Genomic DNA, 13,712 nt, shown 5'->3' on the forward strand with positions numbered 1-13,712 from the left:
CCCATGCGGCTCTTCTGCACCGCTTCACAGCTGAGCAGCGGGAACCCCGAAAACCGGCAGCGCCCCCGGCATCCCGACCAATGAATGCCTGGGTATCAACAAACACCTGGAAGACAGCGATGGCGAAAGCGTCACTCTGCGCCAATCAGGATAAGGCGGCCGTCGTCTGTGGGATGCAGTTGCAGAAAAATATCCCGGCCATTCTTGTGGAACATGGACCAGCAGACCGCCTGCCAGCCGCGGCCACAATTGACCTCGGGAAATCCAAGCACGTTCGGATGCGAGTACTCGCGTGGTATTCCGCCCCACCCCGCTTTCAACAGGGCAGGGCGTAGTGTTCTGTAGTCCATCTCCCATCGCGCGCCCAATGCCTTCAGCGTGCCCGGCATCGGCGATGGATTTTCCTTGTAGCTTCCCATTCTGTAGCCGGGCTCTATGACGTCCGGCGAAGATGCCAGCAAGAAGGCGATCAAGAGAATTTTCATCTACCCAGCGTAGCGGCATCGCTGAGCTCGGCAACTCCCATTGAAGCTGATGCCACTCTGACGAAGTGATGAAGCGCGCTCGACTCTACGATACGTAGTGGCGAAGAATGTCGCATTCGGCAGGCAGCACCATCCGCTAGCTGCCAGCGACGAAGTTGCAACGCTTTCGAACTTTCCAACAATTCTCATTGGCAGCATTGGCGCTTCATGCAAATCATGTAGCGCCACCGACAACGGGTGGCACGGGCTTCCAATCCCGTTAGGTTGATGTGTTGGTTACGCTTGCCTGCCGGCGTCGCTCTTTCCTTGTTGGGTGGCGTCGGCAGGCATTCTGTCCGCGCTTACATGGCGGGCGGTGCGTGGGGGCCTCGTGCCCGCCGGCGCTTCTACATCGACCTCCGGTATTGGAACCACGCACCGTCCGCCACCCTCGCTGTTAAGCAGGGTGGCCCCTTGCCGCTTGCACAAGGACGCCGCCATGACCGCTTCCCCTTACCCGCACCTGTTCGCCACCCTGGGCGAGGCCGCCACGCGCCTGCCCGATGACCTGGCCCGCACGCTGGAAGACACCTTCGTTGCGCTGCAGACCGGTAACAGCCCTGGCGCCATCACCCTGCAGGCCTGCCTGCAGTACATCCGCCAGGGCGATGCCGCCGACGGCCAGCCGTGGCCCGGCCACAACCGTACGCCTGGTCAGCGGCTGGCATTGGCGCGCATCGACCGCGCCAATGCGGGGCTGAGTTTCCTGCTGGAACTGCTGCACGCCACTGAACGCGTCCGCGTGGACGGGGATATCGACCAGCAGATGGGTGACGGCGCGCGCGAAGGGCTGCTGCTGGCCTGCCGTGGGCTGGCCGAGTATGTGGATGTGCAGTTGCGAGCAGCGTAAGCACCCAACAAGGAGAAGTGCGGGGTAGCGCTCAGTTCAGTTGCACGCTGCACGCAATTGCAACGATTCCGATGGCTCATCATCACAGGAGCACCAATAGTGCGCACTTCTTTTCAGGGAGTGCCCGGATGCACAAGATGATGATTCCGCTTACCCGCTATGCCCAGTTCAGCGGGCGCGCCAGCCGCGGTGAGTTCTGGTGGTTTCAGTTGTTCGTCGTGATCGTGTTGATACCGTCGAATGTGCTGGGCTTCATTGCTGGCTACACCGGTTCAAGCACGCTGGCACTGATATCGACGGGCGTGGGCGCGTTGGTGTGGCTGGCGATCATCGTGCCGATGATTGCAGTGACCGTGCGCCGCCTGCATGACACCGACCGTTCAGGCTGGTGGTACCTGCTGATGCTGGTGCCGATTGTGGGCCTGGTGGTGCTGGTGTTCCTGCTGCTACCCGGCACGCCGGGCAACAACCGCTTCGATACAGCGGTTCCGCACGTGTAACCCGCCCGCGTTGGTGGGTGTCGACCTTGGTCGACACGCTGTTGGCACGGGCGGCTGACGCATTCGTGCCAACCAAGGTTGGCACCTACCAGAGCAACATCGATGTGCTTCACTTGGGGTCAGATCCCTTTGCGGCGCAAAGGGATCTGACCCCACACCGAAGCTTGGCACCCAGCAGGGCGGTACCGCTGCGGCTACGCGAAGTGCTGGTAACCGCCGTCGGCGGCTTCGCCATCCACATGCACGCCCTGCCCTTCGGCAATCCGACCGATGCGGGTGAGCGGCACGTCCAGCGATTCGGCGAGGTAGTGCAGTGCGTCGCGCTGGTCGGCGGCGGCGGTGAAGCACAGTTCGTAGTCGTCGCCCCCGCGCAGTGCGCAGTCGCGCGCAGTGTCGCGGCCGAGCAGCTCACGCAGCGCGTGCGAGATCGGCAGCGAATCGGCGTCCACATGCGCGGCCACGTTGCTACGCGTGGCGATATGACCGAGGTCGGCCAGCAGGCCGTCGGACACATCCACCGCCGCGTGCGCGAAGGCCCGCAGGCGCAGGCCCAGGGTCACGCGCGGCGTCGGCCGCAGCAGGCGCAGGCGCAGGCTTTCGTAGTCGGCCAGCAGCGTGGCGGTGGCGATGCTCAACGCACCTTGTTGCCACAGGCGCAGCGCGCCGGCGGCATCGCCCAGCGTGCCACTGATCCAGATGTCATCGCCTGCCTGTGCGCGGTCGCGCCGCAGGGCCTGGCCACGCCCGACCTGGCCCATCGCGGTCACCGACAGCGACAGCGGACCGCGCGTGGTGTCGCCACCGATCAGCGCGATGTCGTGCTGGTCGGCCAGGGCGAAGAAGCCATCGGCAAAGGCCTCGATCCAATCTTCAGACGCTTCCGGCAGTGACAGTGCCAGCGTGCACCACGCCGGGCGCGCGCCCATCGCGGCCAGGTCCGACAGGTTGACCGCCAGGGTCTTCCAGCCGATGTCGAAGGCAGGCGTCTCAACCGGGAAGTGCACGCCGCTGTTGAGCGTATCGGCGGTGACCACCAGTTGCTCGTTGGCACGCGGCTGCAGCAGCGCGGCGTCGTCACCGATGCCGAGCAGGATGTCGTCGCGCTCGAGGGTGCGGGCGCGGATGCGGTCGATGAGGGCGAATTCGGCCAGGGACATGGGGCGTTCTGCTTTTTTGTAGAGCCGAGCCATGCTCGGCTGCAGTTCGATCACGCGCCGCATTGCCGAACGCAACCGTGCGCTGCACGGTGAGCCGAGCATGGCTCGGCTCTACAGAAATCGGGTCAGTGACCCGATTCGACCTTGCGCCATTCCACGGCGGCACGATCCAGCACGCCGTTGACGTAGGTGTGGCCGTGTTCGGAACCGAAGCGCTTGGCCGATTCGATCGCTTCGTTGATCACCACGCGGTATGGCACGTCCAGGCGGTAGCGCAGCTCGTAGGTGGCCAGGCGCAGCACCGCGCGTTCGATCGCGTCCACTTCCTCGATGCCACGGTCCAGGTACGGGCCGAGCGCTTCATCGATGTCACGACGGTTGTCGAGCACGCCGTGCAGCAGCGCCTCGAAGTACGCCAGGTCGGCGATTTCACGGGCCTGCTCGTGGGCGAACTGGGCGATCAGCGACTGTGCGTTGCCGCCGGAGATCTGCCAGGCGTAGATGGCCTGCACGGCACGACGGCGGGCGCGCGAGCGCAGCACCGGATCGACGCCATCGCGGCGGACGGGTTTACCGGAGGGCTTGCCCTGGGTGTTCTTGTTCATGGCAGTTGCTCCAGCAGATTGACCATTTCCAGTGCGGCGAGTGCGACTTCCTCGCCCTTGTTGCCGTGGCTGCCGCCTGCGCGCGCCTCGGCGTCTTCAACGCGTTCCACCGCCAGCACGCCGTTCAGCACCGGCACGCCGAAATCCAGCTGCACGCGCATCAGGCCTTCGGCGCAGCGGTCGGCCACGTGTTCGTAGTGGCGGGTGTCGCCACGGATCACGCAGCCCAGGGTGAGGATGGCGGCGTGTTCATGGGCGGCGGCCAGGCGCGCGGCCACCAGCGGCAGTTCCCAGGCACCCGGCACGCGGATCACGTCGATGTTGGCTTCGGTGATGCCGTTGCCGGCCAGGCTCAGGCGCGCGCCTGCGACCAGCGCGTCGGTGATGCGGGCGTTCCAGCGGCTGGCCAGGATGGCGAAGCGCGCCGACTCGGGAGTGCGAAGATCGCCTTCGTAGTGGCTCATATGCGGCTTGGGGACTCGATAAGGGGGTAATTCTAGCGTGGATGGGCCCCGGCCGTGGCTGGCGGGGGCCCGCAGGGTGTGCCGACCAACGGTCGGCACCCACCGGTGGCATGGGGCCGGCACCCACCGGTAGTGCCGGCGGCTGGCCTGCAATCCCCCATTACAGGGTGACCGTCTCCACCACTTCCAGGCCGTAACCGGCCAGGCCAACCTGGCGGCGCGGGGTGCCCAGCACCCGCAGCTTGCCCAGGCCCAGGTCAGACAGGATCTGTGCGCCGGCACCGTTGCGGCGCCACTGGCCCACATCCTTGTCCTTGCCCGGCACCACCGGCGCCGGCTGCTGGCGCAGGCGGGCCAGCAGGGCTTCACCGTCGCGCGGGGCCGACAGCACCACCATCACGCCGGCGCCCTCGGCATCGATCGCGCGCAGGGCATCGGTGGCCGCCACGCCGAAGTCGTCGCGGCGCCAGTGCAGCAGGTCGGCCAGCGGGTTTTCCACCTGCACGCGCACCAGGGTCGGGGTGTCCGCATCCGGCGTGCCACGAACCAGCGCGAAGTGCAGGTCGTGGGCGATGCGGTCGCGGTAGGTCACCAGCTTGAACGGACCGAATTCGGTGTCGATCTCGCGCTCGTCCACGCGCTCGACGGTCTTTTCGGTGGCCAGGCGGTAGGCGATCAGATCGGCAATGGAGCCCATCTTCAGGCCGTGCTCGCGGGCGAACACTTCCAGCTCCGGGCGGCGCGCCATGCTGCCATCCGGGTTCAGGATCTCCACCAGCACGCCGGCCGGTTCCAGCCCGGCGAGCATGGCCAGGTCGACGCCGGCTTCGGTGTGGCCGGCGCGGGTCAGCACGCCGCCCGGCTGGGCGATCAGCGGGAAGATGTGGCCCGGCTGGTGCAGGTCCGACGGCTTGGCATTGGGCTTTACCGCGGTGCGGATGGTATGCGCGCGGTCATGCGCCGAAATGCCGGTGGTGACGCCCTCGGCGGCCTCAATGCTGACCGTGAAGTTGGTCTGGAACTGGGCGGTATTGGCCTGCACCATCGGCGCCAGGCCGAGGTCGGCGGCGCGGCTGCGGGTCAGCGGCAGGCACACCAGGCCGCGGCCGTGGGTGACCATGAAGTTGATGTCCGACGGCTTGACCAGCTCGGCGGCCATGATCAGGTCGCCTTCGTTCTCGCGGTCTTCGTCATCGACGATGACCACCATGCGGCCCAGGCGGATGTCTTCCAGGATTTCCGGAATCGGGGCGAAGTTCATGCTGCGTCTCCCTGTGGGTGCTGACCGTTGCTCGGCACACCCATCAATCGCTCGACGTAACGGGCCACCAGATCGATTTCCAGATTGACCGCGCTGCCCACGCCGGTGGCGGAGAAGGCGGTGTTGGCCACGGTGTGCGGGATCAGGGCGACTTCGAAGCCTTCGTCGTCCACTTCGTTGACGGTGAGGCTGACGCCGTCCACGCAGATCGAGCCCTTCTTGGCGATATAGCGGCGCAGCGAGGCCGGCGCGGCGAAACGCCAGCGCTGGGCGCGCGCGTCTTCATGGATGGACAGCACCTGGCCGAGGCCGTCGACGTGGCCGCTGACCAGATGGCCGCCGAGGCGGTCGGTCGGGCGCATGGCGCGCTCCAGGTTGATGACCGCGCCCTCGCCCAGCTGGCCCAGCGTGGTCAGGCCCAGGGTCTCGGTGGAGGCATCGGCCTGGAAGCTGCTGGCGTCGAACGCGATGACGGTGAGGCAGACACCGTTGATGGCAATGCTCTCGCCCATCTGCACGTTGTCGAACGGCAGATTCCCGACGTTGAAGGTGAAGCGGACATCGCCGCCGATGGATTCGCGTGCGGCCAGACGGCCGACGCCTTCGATGATTCCAGTAAACAAGTAACGTTCTCCGCGAAAAGTGAGCGAAAAACGCCGCAAGGCAAACAGGCGGGCGCAGGGCCGCGAAGGCCCTGTGGCACCGTCTTCTTTCATCCGGACTATGACCGTCGGCTCCGGCATTGGACCGGATCTGCTGACCCCCGGCCGTGGGCCGGGGCGCTCGCGGGCTCGTGCTTGCGCACCTACCGCCGGTGGGGAATTGCACCCCGCCCTGAAGACGTTTGTGTACCGGCGAACCGGCGCGGCTAGTGTACCAGCCCGTGCTGAACGGGGTGGGATGCCCGGGGTCGGATCCCTTTCCGCCCCGGAAAGGGCTCTGACCCCGGGTCCCTCGAAATCGCGGAGGGGTCAGAGCCGTTTTCCGACGGAAAACGGATCCGACCCCGATGCAGGCCCGCTCGCATTCTGATGACCGGGGTCGGATCCCTTTCCGCAGGAAAGGGCTCTGACCCCGGGTCCCTCGAAATCGCGAGGGGTCAGAGCCGTTTTCCGACGGAAAACGGATCCGACCCCGATGCAGGCCGGCTCGCACTCTGATGGCCGGGGTCGGATCCCTTTCCGCAGAAAAGGGCTCTGACCCCGGCCAAGCCAGACCAGCCTGTGACGGCCGTCTCTCGCATTTTGTAAAACTTTCATTAAAATCCGCAGCGGACGACATGAGGTCGCCACGGGCAGCCGCGAGGGCAGGCCCGCCAATGGACTGAAATTCACAGGAATTCCCATGCGCAAGATCCTGATCGTGGCCGCCCTGCTGGCCGCTGCTCCGTTCTCGGCTTCGGCCGACGCCCTGAGCTACACCTACGTGGAAGGTGGCTGGACCCAGGTCCAGGTTGACGACAACGTGCTGGACGACCCGAAGGTCGACGGTGGCTACCTGCGCGGCTCGGTCGCGCTGGCCGAGCAGGTCTACGTGTTCGGTGGCTGGTCGCGCACCAGCAAGACCCGCCACTACGGCGAAGACTCGCTGAAGCTGGAACTGAACCAGCCGGAGCTGGGTATCGGCTACCACATGCCGTGGACCGACCGCCTGGACTTCACCGCCGATGCCGCCTGGGTGCGCCAGAACGCCGAATCGACCCTGCGCTACGACGGCGTGCGTTACCACGGCAAGGACCACACCAACCTGGGCCGCGTCACCATGGGTATCCGCGGCAAGCCGTCGCGCATGACCGAAGCCTGGGCCAAGGCCGGTTACATGGATGGCGGCAACAACTACAAGGGCACCTGGGTCGGCACCGTCGGCGGCCAGGTCAACTTCACCAAGACCTGGGGTGTAGTGGGCGAGATCGCCGGCTACCGCGACGTCACCCAGTACTCGGTCGGAGTCCGCGCCAGCTTCTGATTTACCGATCGCTCCTCGTCGTGCGATCGAACGGGCCCCGCAAGGGGCCCGTTTTTTTGGGCCCGCGCGCGCCGGCAGGCGGCCACAGGCACCAACGGGCCTGCGCAAAGATGCGCTACGCTTGCGCGCCTCTGGAACAGGAAACACCGTCATGAAGACTCCCTTGCGTACCCTGCTGGCCAGCGCCCTGCTGGCGGCCCCGCTGCTGGCCGGCGCCGCCCCGGCCACACTGACGCCCGAACAGGCTTTCGACCTGTACGCACGCGTGCTGCTGGAAGATGACGCCGTGGCGACCCGCGCGCTCAACGATGCACTGAAGCCGGCGTTCGAAGGCCAGGACGCGGTGACCCCGAACCCGGGTGCGCTGGCCAAGGCGCTGGCCGATCCGTGGCAGGTCGTGCTTGCCAGCACCGGCGCAAAGGCCGACGCGGCCGCCAGCGAAGCGCTGTATGCCAAGGCCCTGCGTGATTCGAAGTGCCGCGCCAGCAAGAGCGTGATTGAAGACAACGAGTACGTGGAAGACCAGAAGCTGGCGCGCATCACTTTCAGCTGCCAGCTGCCCGACCTCGGCAAGGTGCGCCCGCTGTTCGCCGCCAGCCTGGCCGACGATGCCAGCCCGGCCTCGCGCAAGCAGTTCACCGATGCCTATGCCCAGGCACTGCAGAGTGGCGCACGCATGCCGGTCAGCGGCACCTTCACCCTGTACCCGGCCAAGGACAACGGCTACTGGTACAGCGGCAACTTCGATGACCTGGTGGGCACCGTAGCCGGTGCGCTGGCACCGTTCGAGGACTGGATGCAGGACGCGCAGGCGGCCAACGCGCCGAAAGTGACCGGCGTACCCGGCTGCGACCTGCTGCTGCAGCAGCACCGCGCCTGCGTGGCGAAGATCGCGCCGGACCAGATCAGTGGCGTGGATGCCATGACCGAGGAACTGAAGGCCAAGGCGAAGGTGAAGTCAGCCGAAGACATGACGCAGGAATGCAAGGCACTGCGCCCGATCGCCGAGATGATGTGGACCGACGAATGCGCGTGAGCGGGATGTAACGCCGAGCCTACGCGCTGCCCAGCGTTGCCGACGGCAAGGGCAACTGCATTTTCAGAACCCTTGCATGGCCCTGCGCGGCCTGCATGGTCAATGCTGTTGCCCTCTTCCACCAGGGCAACCGCATGAAACACCGTATGACGTCGACCGCGCTCATGTTGCTGGCGCTGATGGTGTGCTGGCAGGCCGAAGCGTCCAGGTTCAAAGCCACGAAGATCATCGTCGTCCAACCCTCGGTCGCCTTCGAGTCAACCCAGCTGAGCGACAGGCACCTGGATGCGTGGATGAGTGAGGATGATCACTGCCGCGACTTCCTGATGTACCACGACCAGTGTGCCGTGCTGGTACTGCCGGATGAGTACGACGACGGTTTTACGCGTCGCCAGTTGCGGTTCAAGGCGAGGCAACTGCCGGGCGAGGCGCTCGGCGCGTACTGCCGCGACCTGCATGTGCTGTGGAAGCAGCAGTGGAAGGGCCAGTGCCCGGTCGGCGAAGAAGACGACGAAGCGGCCTGACGCCATGGGCGTAGCCCCCTGCCCTGCGTCATTCCTTCATGGGCGCAGCAGCAGCCTGTTGTCCTCGCCGACCTGGCGCTGGTCAACCACGCGCAGGCGACGCTGCTGGTCCATGGCATCAATGCCGAGGCCAGCCAGCAGCGGGCGGCCGTTGTCGCCCAGCAGCGTGGGCGCCTGATAGAGCAGAAGCTCATCGACCCAGCCAGCGCGCAGCAGCGCACCGGCCAGTGTCGCGCCGGCTTCGGTGTGCACTTCGTTGATGCCGCGCTCGGCCAGCAGCGCCAGCACCGCGCCCAGGTCCAACCGCCCCTCTGCGCTGGGCACGCTGGCGAATTCGGCATCGGCCGCATCCGGCGCGCTCACCGCCGCAGCGTGCAGGTACAGCGTCGGTGCCCCGCCCTCGCGCACGCGGCTGCATTCGAGCGAGCGCAGGCGCGAATCCAGCACCACACGCAGTGGCGCCATCACTTCGGTATCGGCCAGGCGCACGGTCAGCATCGGGTCGTCGGCCAGCACCGTGTCGGCGCCGGTCAGGATCGCACCGGCGCGCGCGCGCCAGTGCTGCACGTCCTCGCGCGCGGCCGGCCCGGTGATCCACTTGGAACTGCCATCGGCCATCGCGGTACGGCCATCCAGGCTGGCGGCCAGCTTCACCCGCAGCCACGGCCGATTGCGCTCCACGCGCGACAGGAAGCCCTTGTTGAGCTCGCGCGCCTGCGCCGCCATCAGCCCTTCGGCGACGTCGATGCCGGCATTGCGCAGCAGATCGAACCCACCGCCATCGACCTTCGGGAACGGATCGCGCATCGCCGCGACCACGCGCGACACGCCGGCTTCGATCAAGGCCAGCGCACACGGTGGCGTGCGCCCGTAGTGGGCGCAGGGTTCCAGGGTGACGTAGGCGGTGGCACCGCGTGCTTCGGTGCCGGCCTCGCGCAGGGCGAACACTTCCGCATGCGGGCCACCGGCGCGCTGGTGCCAGCCCTGCCCGACCACGCGTTCGCCATGGGCGATCACGCAGCCGACCATCGGGTTGGGGCGGGTGGTATAGGCAGCGCGCTCGGCCAGGCGCAGCGCGTTGGCCATGTGCAGGTGGTCGAGGACGGAGAACGAAGTGGTCATGCAGCCATGGTAACGCCGCCGGTGTTGATCCATGCCGTCAGTGCCAACCAACGGTTGGCACCCACCAGTGAATGCGGCCACCGGTGCCCACCAAGGTTGGCACCCCCAAGGCAGAGGCAGTCAGCCCTTCTTCTTGGTCAGGGCGATCACATCGCCCAGCAGCTGCAGCTGTTCGGTACTGGACGGCAGGTCGCGCTCGAGCTTCTCGATCTCCTCGCGGAAATCGGCCACGTCCTCGAAGCTGCGGTAGACCGAAGCGAAGCGCACGTAGCCGACATGATCGAGCTTGCGCAGTTCGTTCATCACGAACTCGCCGACCTTGATCGAGGGCACTTCGCGCTCGCCGCTGATGCGCAGCTGGTGAACCACCGCACGCACCGCTGCTTCGATCTTGTCTTCGGCCACCGCACGCTTCTGCAGCGCGCGGTCGAAGCCAGCGCGGACCTTGCGCTGGTCGAACGCCTCGCGGGTGCCATCGCTCTTGACGATGGCCGGCAGCTTCAGTTCGACCGTTTCCAGGGTGCTGAAGCGCTCGCCGCAGGCTTCACATTCACGCCGACGACGGATCGTCGCGCCGTCTTCAGAGACGCGCGAGTCGATGACCCGGGTATCGGCATGTTGGCAGAAGGGGCAGTGCATGGAACGCCTGGCTCAGGAAAGTACCTATTGCCACGGTCATGGCAGCGTCGCAAAGGTACCTGAGAAAGGGCGCAGCGGCAAATGCTGTCTGCGCGGAAGTACCTGCATTTCGGCCAACCAGAGCGTCCAGTGAGGGTCAGCAGGACCAGACGTTCAACCAGGTGCCGACGGCACCGGGGCCGCGCGTGCCCAGCGCAGCCACGCCAGGTGCCCGGCCATCACCAGCAGCGGCGGGCCGAACCCAAGGAAGGCCAGGGTCGAGATTTCCCCATGCTTGAAGGTGAAGTACAACGCGGCGGCGACCACGGCCAACGCGGCCAGCACCCCCAGCGCAAGGCCGACCCAGGCGACAACCGGTGATTGGCGCAGGCCGGCAACACCGCGCCACAGGAACAGGCCGCTCAGCCACAACCACGACAGCAGGCCGATGATTCCAGCCGACGACCACAGCAGCAACCACGTGTGCTCGTCGCCCGTCAGGTACTTGCCGTCCCATACGACCATAAGCCCCAGCACGGCACCCGTGCCGCCTGCTGCCACGGTGGGCAGGCCCACCAGCAGGCCGGCGATCGCCATCCAGCGTTTGTGCAGACGCTCATCCATGCGTTCGATTTCCTTCCATGGGCCACGTCATGCGCGGCGTTTGATCCACACCAGCATCGCAGCCGGCACCAGCATCGACGGGCCCAGCAGCAACAAGCCGATGCCTTCGGCATGCACGGCGATGCCCCACCACAGCGCCAGCCCCAGCGGGGGCAAGGCGGCGAGACCGCCCGCCAGCAGCATCCACCACCAGAGGCGGTGCACGTGCAGCCCGGCACGCCCCTGCAACAGAAAACCCGCGCTGAGCCACAACCAGGCCAGGCAACCGGCAATGCCGGCCAGGCTCCACAGCGGCATCACCGTCACCGAGGCCAGCGTGCCATGACCGAACTGGCCCAGCCCCATCAGCAGCAGCATCGTCGCCGCCGCGCCGCCCATCACCAGGCTGGGCAGGCCAAACAGCACCGCCAGCGCGGTGTACAGGTACTTGAGGTGGCGCTCATCCATGCGGGCCTACTCCTCTGATCGCGCCGGGCCGGATGGCTCGCCCAGGGCGTCAGCACGCAGCCGCAGGAGGATCAACGTACCGGTGGGCACCAACAGGGACGGCCCGGCGAACAGCCCGCTGAGCACGGACGAACCCAGCTCGGCGAAGTAATACAGCGCCATCGCCAGCAAGGGCAGGCCTGCCAGCACGCCCAGGCCCAACAGCAGCCACCAGCGGCGTGATGCCATGTGCAGCCCGCGTGAACCATCGCGCAGCCAGACGATGCTGAGTGCGACCCAGGCCACGAGGCCGGCGATCGCGCACGATCCCCACGCGAGCATGCCGGCGGCAAACCACAGGTTGTCCGCGTCCAGCGAGACCAGCCCGATCACGCCCATGACCACGGCGATGCAGGCGCCGGCACCGCCGAAGAACAGGCTGGGCAGGCCGAACAGCACCGCCAGTGCGATGTACAGGTACTTGAGGCGGCGCTCATCCATGCGCGGGATTCCTGATGACGGGGTCAGAGCCCTTCCCTGCGGGAAGGGATCCGACCCCTGCGTCGATCCGGAAGGCGGGGTCGGATCCCTTTCCGCCAGGAAGGGCTCTGCCCCCACTCTCCGATCAGCCGTAGACCGGGTACTTGCGGCACTGCGCGCTGACGGCGTCGCGCACGCGGGCGATGACCGCGTCATCGTTCGGTGCGTCGAGCACGTCGGCGATCCAGTTGGCCAGATCCACGCAGTCCTGTTCGACGTAGCCACGGGTGGTCACCGCCGGGGTGCCCAGGCGCAGGCCCGAGGTCACGAACGGCGAACGCGGGTCGTTCGGCACCGAGTTCTTGTTGACGGTGATGTGGGCCTTGCCCAGCGCGGCTTCCGCGTCCTTGCCGGACACGTCCTTGCCGATCATGTCCACCAGCATCAGGTGGTTCTGGGTGCCGCCGGAGACGATCTTGTAGCCACGCGCGATCAGCGTATTGGCCATCGCCTGGGCGTTCTTCACCACCTGCTGCTGGTAGGCCTTGAAGCCCGGCTCCAGCGCTTCCTTGAAGGCCACGGCCTTGCCGGCGATGACGTGCATCAGCGGACCGCCCTGGATGCCCGGGAACACGATCGACTGCAGCTTCTTGACCAGGTCTTCGTCGGCGCCCTTGGCGATGATGATGCCGCCGCGCGGGCCGCGCAGGGTCTTGTGGGTGGTCGAGGTGACCACGTGGGCGTGTTCCAGGGGGCTCGGGTAGACGCCTGCGGCGACCAGGCCGGCGACGTGGGCCATGTCGACGAACAGGTAGGCGCCGACCTTGTCGGCGATGGCGCGGAAGCGCGCCCAGTCGATCACCTGCGAGTAGGCCGAGAAGCCGGCCACGACCATCTTCGGCTTGTGCTCCAGCGCCAGGCGCTCGACTTCGTCGTAATCGATCAGGCCCTGGTCGTTGACGCCGTACTGCACGGCGTTGAACAGCTTGCCCGAGGCATTGACCTTGGCGCCGTGGGTGAGGTGGCCACCGTGGGCCAGGCTCATGCCGAGGATGGTGTCACCCGGCTGCAGCAGGGCGAAGTACACGGCCTGGTTGGCCTGCGAACCGCTGTGCGGCTGCACGTTGGCATAGTCCGCATCGAACAGCTGCTTCAGGCGGTCGATCGCCAGCTGCTCGGCGATGTCCACGTATTCGCAGCCACCGTAGTAGCGCTTGCCCGGGTAGCCTTCGGCGTACTTGTTGGTCAGCTGGCTGCCCTGGGCTTCCATCACCGCCGGGCTGGTGTAGTTCTCGCTGGCGATCAGCTCGACGTGGTCTTCCTGGCGCTGGGTCTCAGCGGCGATGGCCTTGGCCAGTTCGGGATCGTAGGATTCGATGCGGACGTCACGCGGGAACATCGGGTACTCCAGCAGGCAGGGAAAAGGGGTACGGCTCAGCCCTCGATTGTAGCTCCGCACTGGCCCGCTGGGGCCGAAACGGACGGGGCCGGCATCCCCGAAGGAATCCGGCCCCGTATGGTTTCGATCGATAGTTGTGGGGTCAGAGCCCTTTCCG

The 13,712-nt window shown here is 66.6% G+C and carries 17 protein-coding genes and 1 riboswitch; of the genes, 5 read left to right on the top strand and 12 right to left on the bottom strand.

Annotated elements, in window-relative coordinates:
- Positions 1-131 precede the first annotated feature (131 nt).
- On the bottom strand, positions 132-485 hold the full coding sequence (locus ACUVWL_RS14335) for a hypothetical protein (protein WP_445978481.1): 354 nt from the start codon (positions 483-485) through the stop codon (positions 132-134).
- Positions 486-963: 478 nt separating this feature from the next.
- On the opposite strand from ACUVWL_RS14335, the gene ACUVWL_RS14340 reads away from it, so the two are divergent.
- On the top strand, positions 964-1,374 hold the full coding sequence (locus ACUVWL_RS14340; RefSeq protein WP_445978482.1) for a hypothetical protein: 411 nt from the start codon (positions 964-966) through the stop codon (positions 1,372-1,374).
- 128 nt (positions 1,375-1,502) lie between these two features.
- Positions 1,503-1,874: a DUF805 domain-containing protein gene (locus tag ACUVWL_RS14345; protein ID WP_032956635.1), complete on the top strand. Its 372-nt coding sequence runs from the start codon at positions 1,503-1,505 to the stop codon at positions 1,872-1,874.
- Positions 1,875-2,068: 194 nt separating this feature from the next.
- On the opposite strand, the gene thiL is transcribed toward ACUVWL_RS14345, so the two are convergent.
- From thiL to ACUVWL_RS14370, 5 genes are all read right to left on the bottom strand, one after another.
- The gene (thiL, locus tag ACUVWL_RS14350) at positions 2,069-3,031 is read right to left on the bottom strand and encodes a thiamine-phosphate kinase (RefSeq protein ID WP_032956633.1); all 963 of its coding nucleotides are present in this window, start codon (positions 3,029-3,031) and stop codon (positions 2,069-2,071) included.
- 125 nt (positions 3,032-3,156) lie between these two features.
- A complete protein-coding gene (nusB, locus tag ACUVWL_RS14355) occupies positions 3,157-3,636 on the bottom strand; it encodes a transcription antitermination factor NusB (RefSeq protein WP_445978483.1) in 480 nt (159 codons plus the stop codon).
- A complete protein-coding gene (gene ribH / locus ACUVWL_RS14360) occupies positions 3,633-4,100 on the bottom strand; it encodes a 6,7-dimethyl-8-ribityllumazine synthase (protein ID WP_005415267.1) in 468 nt (155 codons plus the stop codon). Before ribH ends, nusB begins: the two co-directional genes overlap by 4 nt.
- A 160-nt stretch (positions 4,101-4,260) precedes the next feature.
- Positions 4,261-5,361, bottom strand: coding sequence for a 3,4-dihydroxy-2-butanone-4-phosphate synthase (gene ribB / locus ACUVWL_RS14365; protein ID WP_014645922.1), 1,101 nt, complete (start codon positions 5,359-5,361; stop codon positions 4,261-4,263).
- On the bottom strand, positions 5,358-5,984 hold the full coding sequence (locus ACUVWL_RS14370) for a riboflavin synthase (protein ID WP_049442184.1): 627 nt from the start codon (positions 5,982-5,984) through the stop codon (positions 5,358-5,360). The genes ribB and ACUVWL_RS14370 overlap by 4 nt, the downstream gene beginning before the upstream one ends.
- 77 nt (positions 5,985-6,061) lie before the next feature.
- A riboswitch (FMN riboswitch) is annotated at positions 6,062-6,207 on the bottom strand.
- A 498-nt stretch (positions 6,208-6,705) separates the two neighbouring features.
- Between ACUVWL_RS14370 and ACUVWL_RS14375 the strand changes: the two genes are divergently transcribed.
- The 3 genes from ACUVWL_RS14375 (at position 6,706) to ACUVWL_RS14385 (ending at position 8,886) form a co-directional block, all read left to right on the top strand.
- Positions 6,706-7,326: a hypothetical protein gene (locus ACUVWL_RS14375; protein WP_014645920.1), complete on the top strand. Its 621-nt coding sequence runs from the start codon at positions 6,706-6,708 to the stop codon at positions 7,324-7,326.
- A 151-nt stretch (positions 7,327-7,477) separates the two neighbouring features.
- Positions 7,478-8,362 carry a hypothetical protein gene (locus tag ACUVWL_RS14380; RefSeq protein ID WP_445978484.1) on the top strand — a complete coding sequence of 295 codons (885 nt, stop codon included), beginning with the start codon at positions 7,478-7,480 and terminating at the stop codon, positions 8,360-8,362.
- 95 nt (positions 8,363-8,457) lie between these two features.
- Positions 8,458-8,886: a hypothetical protein gene (locus ACUVWL_RS14385; RefSeq protein ID WP_080052962.1), complete on the top strand. Its 429-nt coding sequence runs from the start codon at positions 8,458-8,460 to the stop codon at positions 8,884-8,886.
- A gap of 36 nt (positions 8,887-8,922) precedes the next feature.
- On the opposite strand, the gene ribD is transcribed toward ACUVWL_RS14385, so the two are convergent.
- The 6 genes from ribD to glyA all read right to left on the bottom strand — a co-directional run bounded on the left by ribD (position 8,923) and on the right by glyA (position 13,555).
- A complete protein-coding gene (ribD, locus tag ACUVWL_RS14390; protein WP_445978485.1) occupies positions 8,923-10,008 on the bottom strand; it encodes a bifunctional diaminohydroxyphosphoribosylaminopyrimidine deaminase/5-amino-6-(5-phosphoribosylamino)uracil reductase RibD in 1,086 nt (361 codons plus the stop codon).
- A 120-nt stretch (positions 10,009-10,128) separates the two neighbouring features.
- Positions 10,129-10,647, bottom strand: a complete 519-nt coding sequence (gene nrdR, locus ACUVWL_RS14395) for a transcriptional regulator NrdR (protein ID WP_445978486.1) — start codon at positions 10,645-10,647, stop codon at positions 10,129-10,131.
- 153 nt (positions 10,648-10,800) lie between these two features.
- Positions 10,801-11,250, bottom strand: coding sequence for a hypothetical protein (locus ACUVWL_RS14400; RefSeq protein ID WP_032962449.1), 450 nt, complete (start codon positions 11,248-11,250; stop codon positions 10,801-10,803).
- A gap of 27 nt (positions 11,251-11,277) precedes the next feature.
- The gene (locus tag ACUVWL_RS14405; RefSeq protein ID WP_445392153.1) at positions 11,278-11,697 is read right to left on the bottom strand and encodes a hypothetical protein; all 420 of its coding nucleotides are present in this window, start codon (positions 11,695-11,697) and stop codon (positions 11,278-11,280) included.
- Positions 11,698-11,703: 6 nt separating this feature from the next.
- Positions 11,704-12,177: a hypothetical protein gene (locus tag ACUVWL_RS14410; protein WP_069118004.1), complete on the bottom strand. Its 474-nt coding sequence runs from the start codon at positions 12,175-12,177 to the stop codon at positions 11,704-11,706.
- 124 nt (positions 12,178-12,301) lie between these two features.
- Positions 12,302-13,555, bottom strand: a complete 1,254-nt coding sequence (gene glyA / locus ACUVWL_RS14415) for a serine hydroxymethyltransferase (RefSeq protein WP_014645914.1) — start codon at positions 13,553-13,555, stop codon at positions 12,302-12,304.
- Positions 13,556-13,712: the final 157 nt, after the last annotated feature.

The sequence above is a fragment of the Stenotrophomonas muris genome (assembly GCF_052751275.1).

What these genes read in the sequence shown, in the direction of transcription:
- ACUVWL_RS14340 (WP_445978482.1), top strand. Translation starts at nt 964, where the DNA reads ATGACCGCTTCCCCTTACCCGCACCTGTTCGCCACCCTGGGCGAGGCC.
- ACUVWL_RS14380 (WP_445978484.1), top strand. Translation starts at nt 7,478, where the DNA reads ATGAAGACTCCCTTGCGTACCCTGCTGGCCAGCGCCCTGCTGGCGGCC.
- ribB (WP_014645922.1), bottom strand. Translation starts at nt 5,361, where the DNA reads ATGAACTTCGCCCCGATTCCGGAAATCCTGGAAGACATCCGCCTGGGC.
- ribD (WP_445978485.1), bottom strand. Translation starts at nt 10,008, where the DNA reads ATGACCACTTCGTTCTCCGTCCTCGACCACCTGCACATGGCCAACGCG.
- nusB (WP_445978483.1), bottom strand. Translation starts at nt 3,636, where the DNA reads ATGAACAAGAACACCCAGGGCAAGCCCTCCGGTAAACCCGTCCGCCGC.
- nrdR (WP_445978486.1), bottom strand. Translation starts at nt 10,647, where the DNA reads ATGCACTGCCCCTTCTGCCAACATGCCGATACCCGGGTCATCGACTCG.
- ACUVWL_RS14400 (WP_032962449.1), bottom strand. Translation starts at nt 11,250, where the DNA reads ATGGATGAGCGTCTGCACAAACGCTGGATGGCGATCGCCGGCCTGCTG.
- ribH (WP_005415267.1), bottom strand. Translation starts at nt 4,100, where the DNA reads ATGAGCCACTACGAAGGCGATCTTCGCACTCCCGAGTCGGCGCGCTTC.
- ACUVWL_RS14335 (WP_445978481.1), bottom strand. Translation starts at nt 485, where the DNA reads ATGAAAATTCTCTTGATCGCCTTCTTGCTGGCATCTTCGCCGGACGTC.
- ACUVWL_RS14375 (WP_014645920.1), top strand. Translation starts at nt 6,706, where the DNA reads ATGCGCAAGATCCTGATCGTGGCCGCCCTGCTGGCCGCTGCTCCGTTC.
- ACUVWL_RS14345 (WP_032956635.1), top strand. Translation starts at nt 1,503, where the DNA reads ATGCACAAGATGATGATTCCGCTTACCCGCTATGCCCAGTTCAGCGGG.
- ACUVWL_RS14385 (WP_080052962.1), top strand. Translation starts at nt 8,458, where the DNA reads ATGGTCAATGCTGTTGCCCTCTTCCACCAGGGCAACCGCATGAAACAC.
- ACUVWL_RS14410 (WP_069118004.1), bottom strand. Translation starts at nt 12,177, where the DNA reads ATGGATGAGCGCCGCCTCAAGTACCTGTACATCGCACTGGCGGTGCTG.
- thiL (WP_032956633.1), bottom strand. Translation starts at nt 3,031, where the DNA reads ATGTCCCTGGCCGAATTCGCCCTCATCGACCGCATCCGCGCCCGCACC.
- glyA (WP_014645914.1), bottom strand. Translation starts at nt 13,555, where the DNA reads ATGTTCCCGCGTGACGTCCGCATCGAATCCTACGATCCCGAACTGGCC.
- ACUVWL_RS14405 (WP_445392153.1), bottom strand. Translation starts at nt 11,697, where the DNA reads ATGGATGAGCGCCACCTCAAGTACCTGTACACCGCGCTGGCGGTGCTG.